Source organism: Pseudomethylobacillus aquaticus (assembly GCF_003730115.1).
GTDB lineage: Bacteria > Pseudomonadota > Gammaproteobacteria > Burkholderiales > Methylophilaceae > Pseudomethylobacillus > Pseudomethylobacillus aquaticus.
In genome coordinates this window covers 104,183-123,745 of sequence record NZ_RJVP01000001.1, presented here as the reverse complement: position 1 = coordinate 123,745, position 19,563 = coordinate 104,183, and the positions used below count along the sequence as shown (strand labels likewise).

6 protein-coding genes are annotated in these 19,563 nt (G+C 57.5%); all 6 read right to left on the bottom strand.

Annotated elements, in window-relative coordinates:
- Positions 1 to 1,509 carry a helicase HerA-like domain-containing protein gene (locus ED236_RS00560; RefSeq protein ID WP_123236013.1) on the bottom strand — a complete coding sequence of 503 codons (1,509 nt, stop codon included), beginning with the start codon at positions 1,507 to 1,509 and terminating at the stop codon, positions 1 to 3.
- Positions 1,510 to 1,586: 77 nt separating this feature from the next.
- Positions 1,587 to 2,540: a tRNA (adenosine(37)-N6)-dimethylallyltransferase MiaA gene (gene miaA, locus ED236_RS00555; protein WP_123236012.1), complete on the bottom strand. Its 954-nt coding sequence runs from the start codon at positions 2,538 to 2,540 to the stop codon at positions 1,587 to 1,589.
- Between the two features lie 13 nt (positions 2,541 to 2,553).
- Positions 2,554 to 4,437: a DNA mismatch repair endonuclease MutL gene (gene mutL / locus ED236_RS00550; protein ID WP_123236011.1), complete on the bottom strand. Its 1,884-nt coding sequence runs from the start codon at positions 4,435 to 4,437 to the stop codon at positions 2,554 to 2,556.
- A 118-nt stretch (positions 4,438 to 4,555) separates the two neighbouring features.
- Positions 4,556 to 6,031, bottom strand: coding sequence for an OprO/OprP family phosphate-selective porin (locus ED236_RS00545; RefSeq protein ID WP_123236010.1), 1,476 nt, complete (start codon positions 6,029 to 6,031; stop codon positions 4,556 to 4,558).
- A 198-nt stretch (positions 6,032 to 6,229) separates the two neighbouring features.
- Entirely contained in the window at positions 6,230 to 7,945 is a 1,716-nt protein-coding gene (locus ED236_RS00540) for a cation:proton antiporter domain-containing protein (RefSeq protein ID WP_123236009.1), read from the bottom strand.
- Positions 7,946 to 8,519: 574 nt separating this feature from the next.
- Entirely contained in the window at positions 8,520 to 18,998 is a 10,479-nt protein-coding gene (locus ED236_RS00535) for a PLxRFG domain-containing protein (protein WP_123236008.1), read from the bottom strand.
- Positions 18,999 to 19,563 lie beyond the last annotated feature (565 nt).

The following is a 19,563-nucleotide window of genomic DNA, read 5'->3' as shown; positions in this document are numbered from 1 at the left end:
CTAGCGGCGTTTGCTGCCACCGAGCAGGCTGCCCAGCACACCGCGTACGATCTGCCGTCCCAGCTCGCTGCCTATGGTGCGCGCCGCGGTCTTGGCCAGCGTGGTCATCATGCTGTCAGCTGGGCGACCAGCGCGTTTGGCCGGTGCACTGCCACCGCCCAGCAGATCACCCCAGCCAGACGACGCGGGCTCGGCTTCAGGCGCAGGCTGCTGTGCGGCTAGCGCGGCCTGCCCGGCACGGCCTTTGAGGATCTCGTAAGCCGACTCACGGTCCACCTGCTTCTCGTAGTGCCCGTACAGCAAGCTGGCGCTGATGGCTTTCTGGCGCTCGGCGTCGCTGGCCGGGCCGATGCGGCTGCCGGGCGGCGAGATAAAGGCGCGCTCCACAGGCAATGGCCGACCTTGTGCATCCAGCAGGGACACCAGCGCTTCGCCCACGCCCAATTCGGTGATGGCAGACTCCACATCCAGACCAGGGTTGGCGCGGAAGGTCTCGGCGGCGGCACGCACCGCCTTCTGGTCGCGCGGCGTAAACGCACGCAGCGCATGCTGCACACGGTTACCCAGTTGGCCGAGCACTGCATCCGGGATATCCAGCGGGTTCTGGCTCACAAAATACACGCCCACGCCCTTGGAGCGGATCAGCCGCACCACCTGCTCGATCTTGTCCAGCAGCGCCTTGGGCGCGTCATTGAACAGCAGATGCGCTTCATCAAAGAAGAACACCAGCTTGGGCTGATCCAGATCGCCGACTTCCGGCAGCTGCTCGAACAGCTCGGACAGCAACCACAACAGCAGCGTGGCATAGACACGTGGTGCGTTGTAAAGCGTATCGGCGGCGAGGATGTTGATGACGCCATGCCCGCGGCTGTCGGTCTGCATCAGGTCATCGATGTTCATGGCCGGCTCGCCGAACAACTGGTCCGCGCCTTCATGCTCCAGTTGCAGCAAGGCGCGCTGTACTGCGCCTATGCTGGCGGTGGAGATATTGCCGTATTGCGCCGTGTAATCCGACGCCTGCTCGGCCACATGCTGGATCATGGCACGCAGGTCTTTAAGATCCAGCAGCAGCCAGCCCTTGTCATCTGCGATACGGAACACCGCCGTCAACACCCCGGACTGCACCTCGTTGAGGTTGAGCAAACGCCCCAGCAGTACCGGCCCCATTTCGGCGATGGTGGTACGTACCGGGTGCCCTTTCTTGCCGAACACATCCCAGAACGTCACCGGGCAAGCCGCATAACTGAAATCACTGAGCCCCATCTGCTGCACGCGCGCGTCCACACGGGCATTACCGCCACCTGCATGGCTCAAGCCGGACAGATCGCCCTTCACATCGGCCATGAACACAGGCACACCGATACGTGAAAAACCCTCTGCAAGTGATTGCAAAGTAACGGTTTTACCTGTGCCGGTGGCGCCTGCGATCAAACCGTGGCGATTGGCCATACGTGGCAACAGATACAGTAGCTGGCTACCCGCCTGGCCGATCAAAAGAGGTGTGGTCATGAGATGCTCATAGGTTCAGGTTCAAGGAAGAAATAAGGTGCTGGGTCATGTTGAGGATATTAAAGCCGAATCAGGCATCAGCCTAGCCAGTTGGTGATGGTGGTTTGCAAGCGGTCTGTCAACGCAGGATCCAGGCAATCGACCGGCACGGTATCGTCCATGCCGCGCAGCCAGGTCAATTGGCGCTTGGCCAACTGACGCGTCGCGGCGATACCTTTGTCGCGCAGCTCGTTCATGTCGAACTCACCCTGCAGATATTGCCAGGCCTGACGGTAACCCACACAGCGCATGGACGGCAGCTCGGGCTGCAAATCCGGGTAGCGCTGGCGCAATTGTTGCACTTCATCCAGCAGCCCGGCCTGCAGCATCTGCCCGAAACGCAGCGCGATACGCTGATGCAGCACGCTGCGATCCGACGGCATCAGCGCCAGCTTGAGCAGCCGGTAAGGCAGCGCCTGGTTTTGCTGTTCGGCAAACAGCTGCGTCATGGTCTTGCCACTCAGCATCCATACCTCGAACGCCCGCTGGATACGCTGCGCATCGGTAGGCATCAGGCGCGCTGCGGTGTCGGGGTCGATGACCGCCAGACGTGCATGCATGGCCGGCCAGCCTGTCTGCAGGGCTTCGGCGTCCAGTTGCGCACGCACGGCGGCATCGGCTTGCGGTAATTCACCCAGCCCCTGCTGCAAGGCATTGAAATACAACATGGTGCCACCCACCAGCAGCGGGATGCGACCACGCGCCGTGATGTCGGCCATCAGCGCCAGCGCATCGCTACGGAACTGCGCGGCAGAATAGGACTGCAGGGGACTGATCAGGTCGATCAGGTGGTGCGGCGCAAGCGCCAGCGTAGCGGCATCCGGCTTGGCAGTGCCGATGTCCATGTCGCGGTACACCAGGGCCGAATCCACACTGATCAGTTCCACGGGCAGGCGCTGTGCAAGTTCCACCACGGCGCCGGTCTTGCCGCTGGCGGTGGGGCCCATCAGGAAAATGGCGCGAGGAAGGATGACGGGAGTAAGCAGGCTCATGCGGGTGAACGCTTCATTTGCCGCGCATGAACATCTTGTCCAGCTCGCTCATGCTGACCTGGAACCAGGTCGGACGACCATGGTTGCATTGACCGGAGCGCTCGGTGGTTTCCATGTCACGCAACAGTGCGTTCATCTCCGGGATGGTCAGGCTGCGGTTGGCGCGCACTGCGGCATGGCAGGCCATGGTGCCGAGCAGCTCATTACGACGCTCGGTGAGCGCGCGGCTGGCGCCGTATTCACGCAGGTCACGCAAGACATCACGCGCCAGCGCAACAGCATCGGCGTCCTGCAGCATGGCGGGCACGGCGCGCACCGCCAGCGTGGTCGGTGACAGCACGGCGATGTCGAAGCCCAGTTGTTGCAGGCCGTTCGACTGGACTGAACTCAACTGTTCTTCCACGCTGGCGACTTCGATGCGGTCGGCATGGAAGCTCACCGGCAACAGCAAGGGCTGCATGGGCACGCTGTCATCATCCAGCGCGCTTTTGAGGCGTTCGTACATGATGCGTTCGTGCGCGGCATGCATGTCCACCACGATAAGACCAGCGCTGTTCTGCGCCAGCACATACACACCGTGTAGCTGGGCGATGGCGAAGCCCATGGGGAACTCGCTATCAGGCTGCAGCGTGGATGCCGGAGTCACCGACGGCGTGAACCCGCCAAACGCAGCAGAACCGGCTGACAATTCCCTGCCTGCATCATACTCAGGCGGTGCGGACCAGGCAGGCGCGCCATCCGCCTGTGCAGCAGACCCGGGCTGACCGGCACCGAACAGCACCTGATAGAAGTCCGGGCGTTGCGCCGCCTGCAAATCCATGCGCGACTGGAAGGTCGGGTAATTCGGCGGCTGATTCTGTAGTGATGGCTGGCTGGCGAAGGGATTGTGGCTGGCCGGTGTGGCCGTGCCAACCGGGGTTGCCAGCACCTTGTGCAAGGCGTGGAACACGAAGCGATGGATGGACTGGCCTTCGCGGAAACGCACCTCGGTCTTGGCCGGGTGCACGTTCACATCCACCAGAGCCGGATCCAGCTCCAGGAACAATACGAATGCGGGGTGCCTGTCATGGTGCAGCACATCCTGATATGCCTGACGGATGGCGTGGGCGATCAGCTTGTCGCGCACGAAACGGCCATTCACATACACATACTGGCTGTCGCGACTGCTGCGCTGGTAGGTGGGTTTGGCGGCCATGCCCCACAGGCGCAAACCCGCGGCGGATTCCTCTATGCTCAAAGCCTGATCGGCGAACTCCTGCCCCAGCACTTCAGCGACACGCCTGGCTGCAGGCCCTGCCTGGTAGCGGCTGACCGCGCGGCCGTTGTGCTGCAGCATCAGGCTGACGTCCGGGCGGGCCAGCGCGATGCGCTGGAAGGCATCGTCACAATGACCGAACTCGGTGGCCTCGGTCTTGAGGAATTTGCGGCGCGCCGGGGTGTTGAAATACAGATCCGAGACTTCGACGATGGTGCCGGCATCCAGCGCTGCAGGCTCGACTGGCATGATCTGGCTGCCTACCGAACTGATGCGCCAGGCATGCCGCGCGCTGGCAGCACGGCTGATGATCTGGGTGCGTGACACGGAGGCGATACTGGCCAGCGCCTCACCACGAAAGCCCAGGCTGGCCACCGCTTCCAGGTCATCCAGTGTGGCGATCTTGCTGGTGGCGTGACGCGTGAGCGCGAGCGTCAGATCGTCCTGGCTGATGCCGCCGCCATTGTCGGCAACGCGCAACTGCTTCACACCGCCCTGCAGCAAGGCCACGCTGATGTCGGTGCTACCGGCATCCAGGCTATTTTCCAGCAACTCCTTGAGTGCCGAGGCCGGGCGTTCAACCACCTCCCCTGCGGCGATCTGGCTGATCAACTGATCGGGCAATAAGCGTATCGTGGACATGCCTGATTATACCCCGAGCCAAATTCGCCAGCCCTGTGCAAGGCGGTCTATGCCCTGCAAAAGACAAAAAGCCCGCTTGCGCGGGCTTTTGTTGCAAAAGGTAGAACCTGAGTTGCGTTTAGAACGTGAATTGCGTACGCAGCAACAGTGCCTTTTCGTCGTTCTCTGGCTTGCCATTGACGTTGACGACCCCACCACCGAAGTTGTTCTCGAAATCGGTCTGTACGAAATCCAGCATGAAGCGTACGTGTGGGTTCGCTACGAACTTCACACCCATGGTCCAGGAATTGGCTTCGGAAAAACGGCTGGCACCGGTACCGACTTGAGCATCCTGACCAGCACCTGCACGCAGGCCCAGGGTGTTGAAATCGCTGGCGTCGAACTTGCTGTAACGCAGGCCCAGTTCCCAGGCACCGCCCGTGAATTTGACCGGGTCAAAGTTGTTGGTAGGCTTGAGGGCACCGAAAGCACCACCCTTGTAACGGCTGGCATGGGTTTCACCGGTCAGCGTCCACAGGGCTTCTGCGTACCAGGTGTTGATGTCCACGTCATAACCACGCGTTGCGGTGTCGAAATCGAAGCTGCTGGTCAGGTATTGCGCTTGAACCTTGAATGGACCATAAGCAGCAGCACCTTCCAGGCCAACGCGGGTGCGATCGATGGAAGCATCGGCGCCAGCTGGCGTATTCACCACCGGTGCGCTGAAGAAGGAAGCACCACGTGCCTCGGTGCTACGGTTACCACCGAAGGCAGCAGCAGCGTCACCCTTGGAGATATCACCCTTGGCAGCGGCCAGACCTGCGTGCAATACCATGTTCTTGTCGCCCATGATCTCAGCGAAGTTGATGGTGGCGCGACCGATCAGGTCCACGTCATCCACACGCACGTCGTTCTCTGCACTGTTGATACCACGACCGGTAGAAGCCGCCACGCCGTAGGTGAAGCCAGTGAACGGCGCACCGTGCATCATGGCGCCCACTTCCTTGGCTGGTACATAAGCGTCAACAAAGCTACGCTCAACGAAATCGATGTTGTTGGAGCTGGTCAGTTGTTCCAGACTGAATGGCATCTTGAATTGACCGAAACGCAGTTGTGCGTTCTTGAACCAGGAGATGTTCAGGTAAGCCACGTCCATGGTGGTGGAACCACCGGACAGGTTGGCAACGACTTCAGCTTCGTAGTAGTCCAGGAACTTGACCTTGGCACCCAGACGCGCACGGCGGATATCAAAGGTGTCGGCACCGTTAGCGCTCAGGCCGGTGGAGCCATTGTCATCTTCGTCGTAGTTGAATGCGCGGTAGTCAGCGTGGATACGGCCGTTGATGGCCATGCTGGTCTTGCCGTCACCGCTGGAGAACACGATGCCGTCCTTGTAACCAGCGCTGATGGCGGTTTCTTTTTTCTTCTCGGCAGCTTCTTTCTCGCCTTGGCGGCCCCGCATCAGCAGTGCGCCTTCTTCTTCGGTCAGCACGCCCTTGGCAATCAGTGCATTTACGATGTCATCGGTGGAATCCGCCATTGCGGTACCACCTGCGGACAGCAGCAGTGCACCGGAAACAGCAGCCAGCAAACTGCGTACTTTGAAATTCGTCATTGTTAACCCCTTGGTAATTGAAAATTGCGTGTTTCAACACAGGGGCGATATTGCGTATCAAATGTGACAGATTGATGACGCAAAATGAATTGCAGGGATTTTGTTGCTCAGAAACAACAAATAATTTGCACATTAAGGATTGTTTGCGCGATGGATGCTGCTGCCCCATGCAGGTGGCCTGCACGGAGCTTGAAACACTCAGGTGGTGACGAAACGGCTCTGCAATTCACGCAGGATGTGGGTAGTCATGCCATTGGCCAATTCCTTCTCGCCATTGAACACCTTGCCCAGGTTCTCTTTCTCGAACATGGCGGCTTCTTCCTCGCTGTGCGTGCGCAGCACGATCAGCACCGAGGGATTCAGTGTTTTGGCGATGTCCACCATCTTGCGTACATGCACGGTCTCGGGAATGGCGATCACCAGCATGGCGGCCCGTGCGATGTGGGCCTGGATCAGCACCTCGGGCGTGGCGGCGTCGCCACTCACGGCAGGGATGCCACTGTGGCGCAGTGCATCCACCATCTCGCGGTTCTGCTCGGCCACCACATAAGGAATGTGCGCATCACGCAGCTTCTGGCCGATGCGTTTGCCCACGCGGCCATAGCCAACCAATACCACCTGACCGGTGAGCAGGGTCTGATCGGTGGAATATGGCAGCTCGGCCAGCGGATCCACACTGCGTTCCAGTCTGCGCGCCAGATCGGAACGGCCACGTATCCAGCGTTGCAATGGCTCGATGGCGGCGAACAAGGCGGAATTGGCGGCGATAGAGATCAAGGCACCTGCCAGCACCAGGCTTTGCCCTTCCACGGGCATCAGGCCCAGGCCCACCCCCAGACCCGCCAGGATGAACGAGAACTCACCGATCTGCGCCAGACTGGCACCTACCGTGAGTGCCGTGTTAAGGGGGTAACGGAACAGCAGCACCAGCCCGACGGCGGCGATGGTCTTGCCCACCATGATGATGGCCACCACGGCCACCAGCTTGACCGGCTCGTTCCACAGCACCGCCGGGTCGAACAGCATGCCCACCGACACGAAGAACAGCACCGCGAACGCATCGCGCAAGGGTAGCGATTCATCCGCGGCACGGTGACTGAACTCGGATTCGCGCATCATCATGCCGGCGAAGAAGGCACCCAAGGCAAACGACACATCGAACAGCGCCGCTGCGCCGAAGGCAACACCAACCGCCACGGCCACCACACTCAGCGTGAACAGCTCCTGCGAACCGGTCTTGGCCACGAACCATAACAGCTTGGGCAGCACGCGGCGCCCCACTACCAGCATCAGTACGATAAAGGCCACCACTTTGGCCAGGGTGATGCCCACCGTCTGCCAGATGTTGCTGGAGGAAATGGCAGTAGTGCTAGCGCTATCGACGGAGGAGATCACACCGGCCAGCGCAGGCAACAACACCAGCACCAGTACCATGACCAGGTCTTCTACCACCAGCCAGCCCACGGCGATCTGCCCGTTGATGGATTTGAGCAAGCCCTTGGATTCCAGCGCCCTCAGCAGCACCACCGTACTCGCCACCGAAAGACATAGACCGAACACCAGGGAAGCGCCGAAATCCCAGCCCCACAAGGAAGCGGTCAGCATGCCCAGCAGCACCGCCACCCCGATCTGCACGATGGCACCGGGCACCGCGATCTTGCGTACCTGCATCAGATCGTCCAGCGAAAAATGCAGGCCCACACCGAACATCAGCAGCATCACGCCGATCTCGGCCAACTGGCTGGCAAGACCGATATCGGCGACAAAGCCTGGCGTGGTGGGGCTGATGACGATCCCCGCCAGCAGGTAGCCGACCAGTGGTGGCATGCGCAGACGCGCCGCGAAGTATCCAAAGATCAGGGCAAGACCAAAACCGGCGGCAATGGTGGCGATCAGACTGACGTCATGTGGCATCAATAACTCTTTCAGTAGATCTCGGGCGCAGGGACAGTGTGTCAGAAAATGACAGCGTGTCCCATGCTATGGGCAGCATGCCGCTCTTGTTAGACCCTACACATGGGAACCGTACGCATGGCGCTGACACCAGGGTTCACAGGCAGTGCATGTCGAGACGAGCAACATGCATCACTAAACAGCGTGTATCCCGTCAGGGAGATGCAGGCTTGCATCGATATTAAGCGATACACGGCCAATGGGACAAACAGAAAAAGCAGCAGGTTCCATTGATCGTGCTCAAGAGACAAGCTCAACATGACGAACAAACAGAATATCGCACATCAGAATCTCAGATTAGAACAATGATCAGGCAAAACGGATACGGCATCAGGGAATGGCGCAGGGGACAAGCAGGACAGCGTGAGCAGGGAGGCTTGGCGGAAAGGGTGTCCGCCATATATCTAACATAATCAATTGATTTTATTTATAAATTCATATTTTACAATAATTTTTTTCCACACTTTACACCACACCATGAAAAAAAGGCATGCCAGCGACATGCCTTATACCTGTGCGACTGAATACTGCACCATCACTCAATAAGTGATGCTCTAAGCTCCTTTGGTATCGTTTTAAGCAAGCGCTGCTCTCTCGTCATCGCCATTGCTCGCAATCGCTGAATGATCTGGCGTGGTGCAATACTGATTCGCAAGTTCGGATTCCGCTCGTTCCAGTCATTCAGCATTTGCATGGCGCGCTGGATCTTCTCCTGGCTCCCCTCAAATCGGCCTTGTGCAAGCAGGTCTGCAATGTCGCCTTCCTTTTGCTTCACACGGCTCACACTCTGCTGGATGCTGCCCAGCCGTCTGGTTTCCATTGAGACCTTGGTCGGCTGGAAGCCTAGCACGCCCTTGATAAATGAATCACCGGCGTCGGTATCCACAACCTTCTTGCCTCGCGTGTCCGAGTAGAAACCATCAGCTGCCATATCGAACCCCTTGTTGAGGTTCTTGATCGCCACCGGCGCCATCTCAATTAGGGTATCCACGCCAGACTTCCCAGCCTCCCAAGCGCTGATCGCGTCTGCTATGTCAGTCAGGTATGAGCCAGGTGCACCGAACAGCTCTCCCAGCGCCCGTGCTTTGTTATCCTCAGATGGTTTGAGCAGCGTCGTGGATGGGATGAGGTTGGCCATGCCCAAACGGCTTTGTATGTCGAGCGGCAAGAAGGCAGAAACGCCATACAGTGCAAACAGGCCTGCCTCTTCACCCAGCATATCCAGCGCCCAGTTGCGAACATCAGCCTTGGTGTTCCCTTCCCTTCCCATAAACTGCAGTGCGGTATCCAGTGCGTCTTCACCGTCATCTGCAAAGGGTAGACCTTGGAGGCCGGATGCCAGCACCAGCATGCCCAGCATGATCCCGGCGGCGCGCTTACCTTCCGGCCCGGCCATCCACATGCGGCGAAGCAATTCAACGTAGGCAATCGAGTATTGCTTGAACGTGAAGGCCGCCGCGCCTACAGCACCCAGTGAGCCAGTACCGCGCGCCCAGTTTGGCCGGTTGGCCTTGGAGTAAATCCCCTGCGTTTCTTCGACCGCCCGTTCCGCGAACTCATAGGCGTCACCGAGATCCGGGTTATCCACGGCCATGCGGTAGGCCGCGATGAACGTCAGGCGGCGATTGAACTTCTCAGCCTGCCCAAACAGGTAACCCCACATCTGCCCGGCGCCCTGCAGCCGCGTGCGGAAGTTTTCGCCTGCTGGAACGCGACTCAGCAAGCTCTTCATGCCCAGGCGGTAGAGGTGATGAATTTCCTGCGGCTCCACGATCCCCATTTCGGATGCTCTGGCCAGCACGTCTTTCATGCCCTGATCCTGAATACCTGTCGGACGTACAGCGTCTTTTGCGGCACCAGCCAGATACTGGCCTGCCTTTGCGGGCCCCCACTGTGACAGGTAGGGGAACGTCATCAGGACCGGCTGCGTCAGGTTAACGACGGCAGACGAGATCGACCCACCAAGAAACCAGGTGAACATCAGGCTGCGGCCGACGGCGAACGGCTCTTCGGGGTTGTCCATGTACTCTTTGAGTTTGTTGGCCTCGTCGAACACGTCACCACGGCGCTTGTACTCCGGATCTGTTTGCAGGAAGTTCATCGCATCCAGAATGCCGCCGCGATTGTAGGCCTGCGCTGCGAACCGTGCATTGGAGGTGATGAATGATGCCAGCACACGCTCTATATCATCGTCATAGCCAGGCGTGCCCTTTCGGTTGATCAATCTCTTCCACGCGCTGCGCTCGCTGACTGCGCGACGGTACCACTCCTGCATCACGGATTCGTTGACCGACTCATCACCAAATTTCACGCCCAGCTGATTGACGAACAGGCTCACGGTCTCTGGGTCAACGCCAGCAAATAGGGTGTTTGGGTTTGTCGGTGCTATGCCGCGCTCCGCACGTTCAAACCTGACTTTTGCCCAGGACTCGGCCAGCTTTGCCTCTGTCTCCGTATCAAACCGGGCGTGGTACTCAACGGCCCCAGTCGCGTCATATCCGGTGACGGTGTATTTCCCGAAGCGCATCAGCGGCATGTAACCCGCCTGCTGCAGCTGCCCAACGCGCTCGAAGACGAGGCGAACGGCATCAATGGTCTCAGTGATACTGAGTAGTTGGTTCTCAAGCCTGCCAAGTTCCTTGGGATCTGCGGTGCTTGAAATCTTGTCTTGCACACGCTGAGCCGCATTTTCAAGCGCGGTTGGCACCAGATCACTGGCCATGGACGGGTTGTCGCGGATGGCGTCTTTGTATCCCGGAATGTACTTCTGCGCCATCTGGAAAGCAGTCGCTGCTGCGGCTTCCATCAGGCTTGCATCTACCACCGCGCGCGCTTCACGGTATTTGGTGACCTGAGCCGGTGTAAAACCACGGTCCATGAGTTCGGCATCCGTGAACACCTTGCCGCTGAATGCGTCATCCCCGTCCAGCGTGCCATCAAACAACGCATCAGCAACGGCTTTATCGGCTGCGCTGTTCTGCTTGCCCTTAAGCAGCTTTTTAAGACCATTGACCATGCCTTCGTTGTCCACCGGGAAAATGCTCGGCGCCAACGTGGATGGTCTTGCTGCCGTGCGGCGTAAGTCATTCTCGAACCCCACCATCAGGTCGAACACGCGGCCAAAGCCAGTTGGATCTTGGCGGGCCTTGTCCAACTGGGTGCGAATGCCACTGATAACGCCGAACGTGCGCATGGATGGTTGCTTGAGCACATCGAGTGCTTTGTTCATTACCCCCATGTCGAAAGCAGCACGGCGTGCGCCGGAACCCATCACGCCTTCCGGGGTGGCGGTAGAGGCTCGGCTGAACGCGGTATTGCCATCGCCCTGATTGTCTGTCATCAGGTTTTGCAGTATTCTGGCAATGCCTTCTGAATCAATTGAGCCAGACCGTTCGGATGCTACGGCATCAACCCTGGACACTCCTTGGTTCAGGAGGTTTTGTTTTGTGATAATGCTGTGCAAGTACATTCGCTTGGTGTTGAAATCTTTTTTCACCAACACTGTTTCAATATTCGTGACACCATCGATCTCGACTGGCCCTGAGAAGTAATAGCTGTCCTCGCGCCCGTCCTTTCCGGACCAGACCAGCGCTCCCTTCTCAATCACATCTTTCACTGCAGCAAAAGCCACCTTCTTGTAGCGGTTAGCACCACCATGTGCCATTGAGTCCTTTGCAGCACGTCGATCCAGCGCAACTTCACCAAAGCCATCCCGGACAGCTTTCCCGCCTTGCGATGCAAATATCTCGGCCGCCCAGTCCACGACGGCAGCGAAGCCCCCTTTGGGCGCGTCTTCTGAATTCAGTGAAGCAACGGGTTCACCATTGAGGATCGCGCGCGCATCGTCACGACTCATTGCAGGCAGCGGAGGGTTCTGGCCCTCTCGTAGACTCAGCTCAGCACGCCCTGATTCAATAAACTGGCGTGCCGGAAGAATGAAGTTGGCGATGATGTCGTTATCCGTCATCTGCATCTTGGCAAATCCCGGCACGTGTTGACGCAGCCATGCGCGAATCGCAGCAATAGCACGCTTCACAAAGCCAATTTCCGGCTTGGTCTGCGCCATCACGGCCAGCACTTCCTCTGCAGCAATCAGGCGATCCGACTCCACCTCCATGTTCAAACCGTACTCGGCGGCCTTGGCGGCCACTTCCGCTTTGCGCATGTTGGCGATCTGACGCAGTATCGGCTTCAGCTCTTCACCAAATACACCACGCAATCCTGCATGGCCAAGGGTCTCGTGGAATAGCACGCGTACCACATCGTTGACGCTGCGCATCTGGCTTGCCACGACATAGACCTTCCCAGCGTCGAAGAATCCTTCGGGCTCACCGGTGGCGCCTTGGGACAACTGGCGCTGGTTCTCATCGCGGACCACTTTGCGAATCCGTGCATCATTCATGTCCGACACGACGATGATCTCGGGAGCCCCCTTCCAGCGCTGGCCAATGGCATCGGTGATGGTCTGCACCACGTCAACAGGCATGCCACCGGGAGCGCCACGTGACAAGGCCGGGTTGTTGACAGCTTGCTCAGCCAGGGAGGATAATTCGGCCATAACGCCTGAAACTGCACGGCCGTCGGTAGAGTCAGCGGCTGTGTCAGTAGCCTTGGCGGGGTCATTTCCCCCCGTCTTGGCACCAGGCGTTTTTACTTTCCAGCCGCTCAACACCCAGCCATTCGAGCCTTTGTTTCTGACCAGCACGGCCTCGTATCCGTTTTTCTCAAGAACTACCTGTCTCGATACTTGAAATTCTCGGACACGCACGAGGTTCCCGGTGGCAACCGCATCCACAATGCGCTCAGTCAGTAGCTGATAAACCTGATCAACGGTCAATCCATCCTTGATGGTTCTCTGCTTGATGATGTGCTGAACGCCCTTGAGGTTATCGCCCCACACAAAATCAATCCAGCCAAGCTCGTTGTGGTACATCGCACGAGCAACGTCAGCCCGATCAAGCAGCACCTGGTTCATGGCACGCTCACCGCGCTGAATGTTGGCATCGACAGACTTCATGGCGCTGCGGCTAAATGCTGGGCCGGTGCCCTTATCGATGACCACCATGCGCGCGGCAACACTCGTAGTCACCGGCAGCGATGGGTCCATGAATGTGCCTGATTCCAGCTTTTCTGAGGTACCGCCGACAGCTTCCAGCCAGTCCCTGAACTCGCCTGCTCTTCGATCGCTACCAAAGAACACGCCTTCGCCCATGATGGCCACCAGACGACCATTCGGCTTCAGCAACTCGTAGGCATGTCGCACGTGCGCTTCGTCGCGTCTGTCGCTGAACGGCGGGTTCATGATGATACGGTCATACTGCTCAGTCAGCTCCATGAAATCCGAGGCAACGACGTTAAATCCTTTGGCTTCAAGAAGCTCCCGACGATCCCCAGAAATCTCCACCACATCAGGCTCAACACCTGTTTCACGGATGCGCTCCGCAATGTGGCCCATGCCTGCAGACGGTTCCAACACCGTCATGCCGTCCTTGATGTCGGCAGCCTCCACCATCTCATCGGCAGTGCTGGACGGGGTCGGGAAGAAATCAAGGCCGTCATTGCGCCGTCCAACCATCGCGCGTTCAAGCTTCTTAACCTTGTCAGATTCTGCCGGTGTCTCACGCAAGCTGATCATTTCTCGCAATGCAGCGCGGAACTCTGCAGGCGTTTCTATCCCCATGCGTCTCAGCTTTTCACGACGGTCGTGGGCGTTTTCAAGTTGCCAGGGCAACTCAACTTTGGCTGCACGGCGATTTGCTTTGCCTATCTTCTGCACCAGCTCAGCACCAAAGTCGCTGCGTACCTCGATGTATTGGTCATCGTCCCCGCGCCAAATTCCACGCAACTGGGCCTCGGCCGGGCTGAGAACAATCAGATTCTCACCACGCTTGAATGGCAGTACGACGGCCTTTCCTTTGAATCCAGATCGTGAAATTGAGTTTTCGGCATCGGCTTTGCTGGTGAACACGGCACGTTCACCCTTCTGGTTGGCGAAGACGCCGACCTTGGTGATGTTCTCTTTTGCGAACTTGAGATATGCGGCAGTCACGTCATCAGCAACAGACAAAATCCGCTTGCCGTCCGTTTTCAGACCATCAATCTCCACCATGGCGCGGCCCAGTGCCGCCCAGTCTGAACGTCGCAGGCGGTAGCCTGGGAATTCGGCATAGTCTGCGACTTCTGGCGTCATCGGATCGAACTTGTGCTTCTCTTGATCAGCATAGGATGGATATTGCTGACGCAGCATTTCTAACTGCGCACTCGTCAGCGCGCGCTGCAGATACTCAACCTGCGATTTCTGGCGGACTTGACCGAGGTATTTTGCGGATCCAGTTTGAATGGCGTTCGCAATGTTGCGCATGGTCTTGGCCGTGGCCTTTTCTGCTGACGCAGCGCGTTCTGCACGCTCAGCCATGCCAGCACGACGCGTGGTGTTGACCTTGCGATCCCGATTCAACTCAGAATCTGCACGCTCTTCCAGCTTTGCTGCCATTTCGGTCAACCGCTCTACTGCTGACTGTGAGCGATCATCCTCAAAAGCGTCACGACGCTCCTTGACGGCATCTTGTGCGGCTTCCTTGTTCCCACCGGCAAGCGCAACGAATGCTTCTGCGTTCTCACGGGTTGTGAATTGAAAACCCGGTACAGCACCGTTGCCACGGAACGCAGAGTAATAGCCACCAAGGCTCTTTGCACCGGCATTCAGCGTGTTGTAGTCATCGCGCTCGATGCGCTCTGAAAGCTGCACCACGTAGAGATCGTGTCCCTTCTTGGTGTGCTTTGTTTCGATGATCTGGCCACTTACGGTTTGGCCAGCAACGCGCACTTCGGTCTTTTGATTTTCCTTGCGGCCAGCACGCTCTGCCATGGTCTTGGACGCAGTAAGGTCGTCAAAGGTCGCTCTTTGCTCTGGTGACAACGAAAGGCGTGCCTGCTTGAAATCAAGACCCGTCCCCATCTTGGAACGCAGCAAATTCTGGAAGTCGTCTAGGGTTTTGGGCTCCTGCATACCGGCATTGCGCCCTTGCCTCTCGGCCTCGCGCTCTGAACGGGCAGCGTTCACCTTGTCAGCGTAGGCTCTTACATCCTCATCGGTGATCTTTTCGATGAAAGCCCGGACACCTGCAGCATACCCATCCAGACCAGAACTCATCCCCCAGCTGATGGAATTGCGCAAAGCAAAGTCGTCCAGCATATCGTTATAAGCCGCCTCAATCACACGGTCTTTGCGCTCGTTCTTGTAGCGGAATCCAATTCCGGGGAATCGATCAAGCAACTCAGGCTTGGTCATCTTCCCCAATTCTTCCAGCAAGCTTTCCTTGTTGTCGATCAGGCTATTAAACGAAGCTTTTACCTCATCGGCAGTTACCTTGTAATCCAGTATCCGTTCAAACAGATTCTTGTGAACAGCCACAGTGTGCTGGCGATTTTGATAGTCCGCCGCCGGGGTCTCGCCTTTGGTGGCTACTTGCTGTTTGCCTTCTTCAGCCCCGGCCTCATCATTCAATTTCGACACAGAATCCGCGCCTAGACTGGGCTCATCAGCTTCTGACGTTTTCGACTGAATTAAGCTGCCTTGCTTGCCACCTTCAGGCTGAGGGCGATTCTGCTTTGCAATGAATATCCTGTATTCCTCTAAGCGTTTTTCTAACTCCTCAATTTTCTGAGCTTTCACTCTTTTTCCGCGCTCGTCAGTTGGGCGCTTTCTCTTTTCTTCCGCGATGCGTTCTTGCTGCTGCCTGATTTGCTCATCCTGCAGCTCTTGTTTAGTCATTTTAATGAAACCATCATCTTCTTCTGCTGGATCCGCCGTCTTTGCAACGCCTTCGACCTTCGACTCCGCTTGAAACACGGTGGCCGGCATGGGCAAAAAACCGCCACGCGCGGCCATTTCCGAACTGGTCATGGTCTTGCCAGAATTGAACCACTCGCCACGGCCGGTCCACTCGTCTGGCCCAGTCTTTTCCCAAAATATGCCTTTGCCCTCTGAAAACTCGGAAGGGCGCAAGCGTTCACCCTGCGCCATGGCCTTGAATTGCTCAGCTTCCTCTGCAGCCCTCTTCTTGCCCGCCTCAGCTATCTGTCGCTTGGCATCAATCATGGACTCGCGGCCCACCTTCTTCATTTCAGAGTCCAGCAAGTCCATGGCTGGCTTGATGATGGCCTTGCCCTGATCGTCGGCGGCTTTGTAGCGATCTGCAAGGTCATTCCACTGCGCGACCAGTGAGTTGTACTTGTCTGCACCCTTCAGTGGCTTGGCTTCTTGCGATGGAGAAGAATCCTGCAATGCCGCAAGATCTGAAGAGCCGAATTGTGGCTTCCGTGTATAGGTAATGCTTCCGTCAGGATTTACTTCCCTGTCGAACTCCGCTTTCAGGCGGCGTATTGAAATACCGCCTAAGCCTTTTTCAAACTTTGGATTGGCGAACGTTACAGACTGCACGGCACGCGGTGCCACAATATCAACTTTGTATTCCCGGCCTGCTATGTTGCCTGTTCCAGGCTTGATGTTTTCTCGACCACTCAACGAGTTTGGGCGAAACTCCACCATTACACCTTTGTTGTCGCTCTGCCCGATTGCGATGTCCTTGTTGTCAGCAACAAAGACGCCGTTGTAATCAAACGTGGAATCACCACGCAGCAGGTCATCCAGCCCACTTTGGTTTGTTTCACGGAAAAGCTGGCGACCTTCTGCAATCACTTTGGGCTGAATAGCACCTGGTCCAAACGCCATCGACGGAATTGAATCAACACGTGGTGCGAGTACTTTTTCAGGGATCTGCGTCACAGCTTCAGCTACAACTGGCTTCAGGAAGGCCTGTTTATCCTGCAGCATTTCCTTGAACTTTGGCATTGCCACCGGCACCACGCCGCCATTACCCTTCCAGTCATCTGAATAGCTTGCTTGGTATGCCTGCTCCGCCTCCTCCTGCGAGTCATACCCCATCATGACCTTGGGTTCGTCGAACTTCCCTGTAACTGGGTCAACCTGATTCACCACATAGACATCACCTGCAAAGTCATCGGGACTACCGGGCTTCACGTATACATCCACGTGCTCCTTGTCAGGCGCCCGTGCTGCAACGCCCTTGATATAGCCATAGTGACCGGCCATGGTGTTGCTCCACGGCTTTCCATCTGCGCCTTTACCTTGCCGCTTGCTACCAGCTGGGTTCTCGACTGACACACTTAGTCCGGCAAGCTTGATTTGGCCTTTCTTGTAATTCCCAGCCTGCTTCTGGCCATCGGTTGGCGCTGGCCGCTCATTCAGGTCAGACGTAGCCGCTTCGTTGGCCTTCTGGTCGTTGCCGTTGATCAAAGGAATGTCGGTACCGCCAACGTCCACCGGCGCTTGAACACGTTCATATCCGTTCTCGGTCTTCCGGAAGCGCACACCACCCGATTCGACAATGTCGCCAACAGCTGGCGCTACCGGTGCTGCTGTCAGTGCATCGCCGCTCCCTGCTCTAGCATCAACTGCTTGTTCAGGTACTGCTGGTGCAGCCCGACTGCTCGCACCGCTCTGCCCAATACCTGGTCGCCCTCTTTGATCATCACTTCTTCTCCCTGCGGGGTTATCTGCACCAGAAGGTACAAGTGCTGGGCTTCCGTTTCCGTTATCAATCCCAACTCCAGCGGCTCGCTGATCCACGTTGGTAGGGGTTGGCTGAGTAGGCACGCTGACATTGCTGGACTCCTGCTGTGGTTGCGGCGGCACTGCAAAGGACGAGGTTGCTTGGTCTTGGCTCGGTGCGCTATCTATCATGCGCTGGCTGATTGCACCCACTGCGGTAAGTGCAAGCTTGCGTGCCGCTGGCGAGGCCTCTGGATTGCGTGCAATGTTGTAGAAGGCTGAAAACTCGCTGGCCGCCTGGTCACCCAGCACGCGGCGAACACCGGCCACGCCACCAGCGCCGCTGATGAGCCGTTCAAGGCCGTCCTGATTTGATTCCACGAAATCCCGCATCGGTTCCAAGCGAGACGGTGTTTGCGTGGCGCCAGCCGCAGCGATATTGTCCGATGCGCCGCTGTTAATGCCGGCCACTGCCGCCTGGGTAAGCGGGCCTGGTGATCCGCTTTCCAGCAGGGTTTGCTTGAGCTTCTCACGAGGGCTGATGGCGGCTTGTGCAGCACCCACTCCGCCACCAAGCACACCACCGGCCAAGCCTTCGAGGGTTGCGTTACCGGCAACGCCCTTGAAGGTGTCCACATCGAACCCTTCTCGCTGCAGGGCCACGTTCTCGGCAAGCCGCTCTTGACCACCCTGGATGGCTTCAGGGATGGCTTCCGCGAACCCGCCCTTGAGCGTTTCCTTCAGCATGTTACGAACGCCTTGGCCGACCTGCGCCTTTGCACCGGCCCCGAGAACGCCAGGCAAAAGCGCCTTTTCTACACCACTTACACTCGCCAAGGCACCTAATCCAGCACCTAGCGCAATCTGATCCCAGTTCTCACCGGTGTAGCGCTGCGCATCTTCGGCGCGCGCAGCGGCTTCTTCAGGTGATGCGCCACTGGCCAGGTAATCCTTTTCAACACCATCATAGATACCGCTCTTAACGAAGCCTGCGGCCATTGCCGCACCCGTTCCGGCCCCTACCGCCTTCTGGGCTACGGGAGAGTTACGAACGCCCGGCAGGCGCTGCGCAAGCAACGTCGGCACAATCGTCCCGGCCCCTTGGGCGATGGTATCAAGCGGTGCATCCGCAAAGTTCTGTAATGCCGCCCCGATCTCGGTGCCAGCCCCCTTGCCAGCAGCCCCTGCTGATCGTTGTGCGTTGATTTGCTCTTGCGCCACGGCGCCTGGTGACAAGCCCTTGCCCACAAACTCCGTGCCGGTCTGGATCGCCTTGGATACCGGGTTATTGACCTTTACCGAATCACTGATGCCCTTGGCCGCATTAAGCGTGCCCCGCAGTAGGTTGATGCCGAGATCGACGCCGCCGCGAACCACGCCAGTGTCCTCAACTGGTGTGATGTTCTGGAATTCGGACTGAGGGATTTTAACGATGGCCATACCAGCTCCTTGTAAGTGCTGGTGACCATGCTAATCAAACTGTGAGCGTTGTTAGCCTGGACGGGGTATTACGTGGGGCATTTATAGATCATTATTCGCACACGTAATGCGGGGGCTGGATGCGGACGAACTGGGGATAGTTTGAAGCCGTTTGCAGATTTACCATGGCTTCGACATGGAGGGACATAGTATGTGGAAGCGCGACGTTTACGACTTGGCTTTTGATATTGCGGCGCTCGCTATAATGGCAGCACTGTTGGTCAGTTATTCCGTTTCGTAGCAAAAGCGTGGCTATTCCATAATGCGCCAGAATGACAAAAGATCCTTCTACAACACTTTTCTCATGAAAGCGCCTTTTAGACCGATAATAATTCCTAAGTGAATTGCTATTCCGCAAGCGGTACACTACTATTTACATTGTGAATATAAAAGAACTTGACAAAAGGTTCAGTGTCACTAGCAGTGTAGAGTGATTTATCAGTTTGATTATCTGCCGATGAATTCGCTTTATACGAAAAATGTGATTAAAACATCGGCGTCATGCGGGTCTTTGGTAAAGACAGCA